Here is a 3795-nt window from a genome sequence, read left to right on the forward strand (position 1 = left end):
GCCGCGGGGGGCGTGGCGACTTGGGTAAAGTCGCCACGCAAGAGCGGAGTTCGCAGCTCCTCCGGCGAGACTGCGCCGGCCGAAACCGGCAACACCATCACCAGAAGACCTGCGAGCACTGCATTGGGCAACAGCATGGGTCAGGCGCTGGGCCCTTGGCTGGCGACCACGACCACAGCACGGCGGTTTTTGGCCCAAGCTGCTTCGTTGGAGCCAAGCACAGCCGGGCGGTCCTTGCCGAAGGTTGTGGTTTCGATCCGGTCGCCATCGACGCCCATCGCCGTGAGGGCCAATTTCACCTCGTGCGAGCGGCGCGCGCCCAGCGCGTAGTTGTAATCACGTGTGCCACGCTCGTCGGCATGCCCTTCCACCAGGATGGACACGCCCGGATTTTCTTTCATCCATTGTGCCCAGGCCGAAACGGTACCCTGCATGTCCGAACGGATGCTGTAGCGGTCGAAGTCGAAGAACACGCGGTCGCCGATGGTTTGGTTCAGGTGAGCCTGCGTACCGGGTTCCGGTCCCGTCATGGTTTGGCCGGTGGTTGTACCGGTGGATCCAGTGCTACTGGCGTCCGTACCGGACCGCTCGCTGGTACTGCACGCCGCCACGAAAAGGCCCAAGGCCAATACCAATAAAAACCGCATCTAGAGGTTCCTCTCTCAAGGTGGAAAGGGATTATAACGTGATGCATCCCCACAGACGCACTGCGCCGGAATCTACGCTGTGGCCTGTGCAAAAGCAAATGGCGCAGAGGGCCGCGGCATCATAACCTTCTGACGCTACCCGCCTTTGTAAGGGTCCGCCGCGTCGCGCAATCCGTCGCCCAGAAAGTTGAAAGCCAGGATCGTCAGAATCACCGGCACCACTGGCAGCATCAGCCACGGATAGAGCGCCACAACGTTGATGTTCTGGGCTTCTACCAGCAGCACACCCCAACTGGTGATAGGCGGTCGCAAGCCCAGGCCCAGGAAGCTGAGCGCAGTTTCACCCAGGATCATGCTGGGAATGGAGAGCGTGGCGGACGCGATCAGATGGCTCATGAAATTCGGAACCAAGTGGCGGCCGATCACGCGGGATGGCTTCGCACCCATCAGCACCGCCGCCGTGGTGAAATCCTCTTCCCGGAGCGCCAGCAGCTTGGAGCGCACGGCGCGGGCGAGGCCGGTCCAGTCCAGCAGGCCGAGGATGATGGTGATGCCGAAATAGATCAGGATCGGACTCCAGGTCACCGGCAGAGCGGCAGACAGCGCCATCCAAAGCGGCAGTTCCGGAAACGATCGCACCACCTCGATCACCCGTTGCGTCAGGCTGTCGACCCAGCCGCCATAATACCCGGCCAGGCCGCCGATGATGATGCCGATCACGAACGAAATGGTGATCCCGAACAGTCCGACCGTCAGGGATATACGGGCCCCATAGATGATGCGGGAGAGCACATCCCGGCCGAGCCGGTCGGTGCCCAGCAGGAACAGGTGCCCGCCTTCCGCGGGGCAGATCAGGTGGAAGCGGCCTTCGATCAGGCCGAAATACTCGTAGCTGTCGCCCAGGCAGAAAAACCGGATGGCTTGTGGCTCGGTTCGGTCCTCGGTGTATTTCCACTGGAAATCCTTAAGGTCGAATTCGCCAATGGACTTGTAGACGAACGGGCCGACGAACTCGCCCTCGTGAAACCAGTGCACCGCCTGTGGCGGGTGATACAGGAAATCGGTGTTGCGGGTTTGCAGCGCATAGGGCGCCAGGATTTCGCTCATCAGGATGGAGGCGTACATGGCGATCAGAAATGCGCCGGACCAAACCGCCAGCTTGTGCCGTTTCAGCTTCCACCACATCAACTGCCATTGTGTGGCGAGGTAATAGCGTTCCTGTTCCGGGGTTACCGCCTCGACGGAATAGGGGTCGAACGGCTCCCTCGAAACCGTGTGCGGTAGAGGTTCCGTCTCAGACTCGGATGGTCGGTCGTCGGACTTGGACGGGCGGTCCGGTGGCGTCATTGCCCGCTTCCCCCGCCCAGGCGGATGCGCGGGTCGAGCGCGGCCAGCGCCAGGTCCGAAATCAGCACGCCGACCACGGTCAGCGAGGCAAGAAACATCAGAAACGAGCCTGCCAGATACATGTCCTGCGCTCGCAGCGCATCGATCAGCATGGGCCCGGTGGTCGGCAGCGACAGGACCAGCGAGACGATGGCGGCGCCGGAAACCACCTGTGGCAACAGGTTGCCGATGTCGGCGATGAACGGGTTCAGCGCCATACGCAGCGGGTATTTCGTCAGCACCTTGAACGGGCTGAGGCCCTTGGCGCGGGCCGTGACCACATACTGCTTCTGCAACTCGTCCAGCAGATTGGCGCGCAGGCGGCGGATCATGCCGGCGGTCCCCGAGGTGCCGATCACGACCACGGGCACCCACAGATGCTCCAGCACGCTGAGGAACTTAGCCCAGGACATCGGCTCGTTCAGATATTGCGGGTCCATCAGGCCGCCGATGGACGTGCCGAACCAGACCTTGCCCAAATAGAGCAGCACCAGGGCCAGGAGGAAATTCGGCGTTGCCAGCCCGAGAAAGCCGACCAGCGTCAGCCCGTGATCGCCCCAGCTGTATTGGTGGGTGGCAGAATAGATGCCGATGGGGAAGGCGACGACCCAGGTGAAGATGATGGTGGAAAACGACAGCAGGAAGCTGAGATAAAGTCGGTCGCCCACCACCTCCGTCACGGGCAGGTCATAGGCGAAGGAATAGCCGAAATCGCCGGTCAACATGCCGCCAAGCCAGAGCAGGTATTGTTCCCAATACGGTTTGTCGAGGCCGTATTGCTTTCTCAGGAACTCGATCTTGCCTTGATCGATGGCTTCGCCCTGGGCCTCCAACTCGGCCATGTAGGTGGTGAGATAGTCGCCGGGCGGCAATTGGATGATGATGAACACCAGCACGCTGATCGCGAGCAGGGTCGGGATCATCACCAGGAAACGGTGCGCCATGTAGGTCAGCATGGCAGGCCCTGCCTGCTGCGAGGTATCGTGCGCATCGCCGTGTTCCTTAGCCCGGTTTCAGCCAGAAGCGATCCGGCCGGTAGCAGCCGAAATGCGCGCCGGGGTCCCAGTTGTAGAAGCCTTCGTCCGGCAGGTTCTGCAGACGGGTGGTGGCCACCACCGGCTGCAACACGCCCGAAGCCAGCCCGATTGTGAACACCTGGTCTGTCCAGATATCCAGCATCTCGTCCCAAACCGCCTTGCGGCGGCTGTCGTCCCGGGCATAGCGCCATTCCTGGTAGAGATCGAACAGCCGTTGCGGCTCTGCCATGTCGATCGGCTCGCCCGACTGGCCCTTGGTTTCCCGGTATTGTCCCCAGCGCGGCCACTGCAATTGCTGTTGGCTGGTGGGAGCGAGTTCCGCCGGCGACATCTGTGCCGTGGCCAATCCGTTCTCGAGGCCGGACCAGATCGCCATCTGTGTCTTGCCGGAAAACACCCGGTTGCGCAGCACTTCGCGCTGCAGCGGTTTGGTGTAGACCTTGACCCCCGCCCTCAGCCATGAATCGTGCACCAGTTCCAGTGCATCCGTCTGTTCCGTGCTTTCGCCGGCGGTTTCGACGATGATCTGCAACGGGCGCCCGTCCGGCAGTTGCCGTATCCCACCCGAGCCGCGTTCCAGACCCATTTCGTCGAGCAGGGCATTGGCCTGTTCCAGGTCGAACCGAGTCCAGCGGGTTTCTCGGTCCTCGTCGTAAAGCGGGCTGGCCGGCAGCAGCCCGTTGCCGGTTTCCAGCGCGAACCCGTAATAGATGACCTGGTTGATT

The 3795-nt window shown here is 62.0% G+C and carries 4 protein-coding genes; all 4 read right to left on the reverse strand.

Annotated elements, in window-relative coordinates; translation table 11 throughout:
* Positions 1-140: 140 nt before the first annotated feature.
* A complete protein-coding gene (gene pal, locus ACESMW_RS18620; RefSeq protein WP_372988457.1) occupies positions 141-647 on the reverse strand; it encodes a peptidoglycan-associated lipoprotein Pal in 507 nt (168 codons plus the stop codon).
* Between the two features lie 135 nt (positions 648-782).
* Entirely contained in the window at positions 783-1994 is a 1212-nt protein-coding gene (locus tag ACESMW_RS18625) for an ABC transporter permease (RefSeq protein ID WP_372988458.1), read from the reverse strand.
* Positions 1991-2989, reverse strand: coding sequence for an ABC transporter permease (locus ACESMW_RS18630; protein WP_372988459.1), 999 nt, complete (start codon positions 2987-2989; stop codon positions 1991-1993). Before ACESMW_RS18630 ends, ACESMW_RS18625 begins: the two co-directional genes overlap by 4 nt.
* A gap of 46 nt (positions 2990-3035) precedes the next feature.
* Positions 3036-3795 (reverse strand): ABC transporter substrate-binding protein (locus ACESMW_RS18635; RefSeq protein WP_372988460.1); only part of this gene is annotated, 760 nt, incomplete at its 5' end.

The sequence above is a fragment of the Marinobacter sp. genome (assembly GCF_041690455.1).
Classification (GTDB): Bacteria; Pseudomonadota; Gammaproteobacteria; order Pseudomonadales; family Oleiphilaceae; genus Marinobacter.

Coding starts and splice junctions, on each gene's coding strand:
- ACESMW_RS18630 (WP_372988459.1), bottom strand. CDS start 2,989: ATGCTGACCTACATGGCGCACCGTTTCCTGGTGATGATCCCGACCCTG.
- ACESMW_RS18625 (WP_372988458.1), bottom strand. CDS start 1,994: ATGACGCCACCGGACCGCCCGTCCAAGTCCGACGACCGACCATCCGAG.
- pal (WP_372988457.1), bottom strand. CDS start 647: ATGCGGTTTTTATTGGTATTGGCCTTGGGCCTTTTCGTGGCGGCGTGC.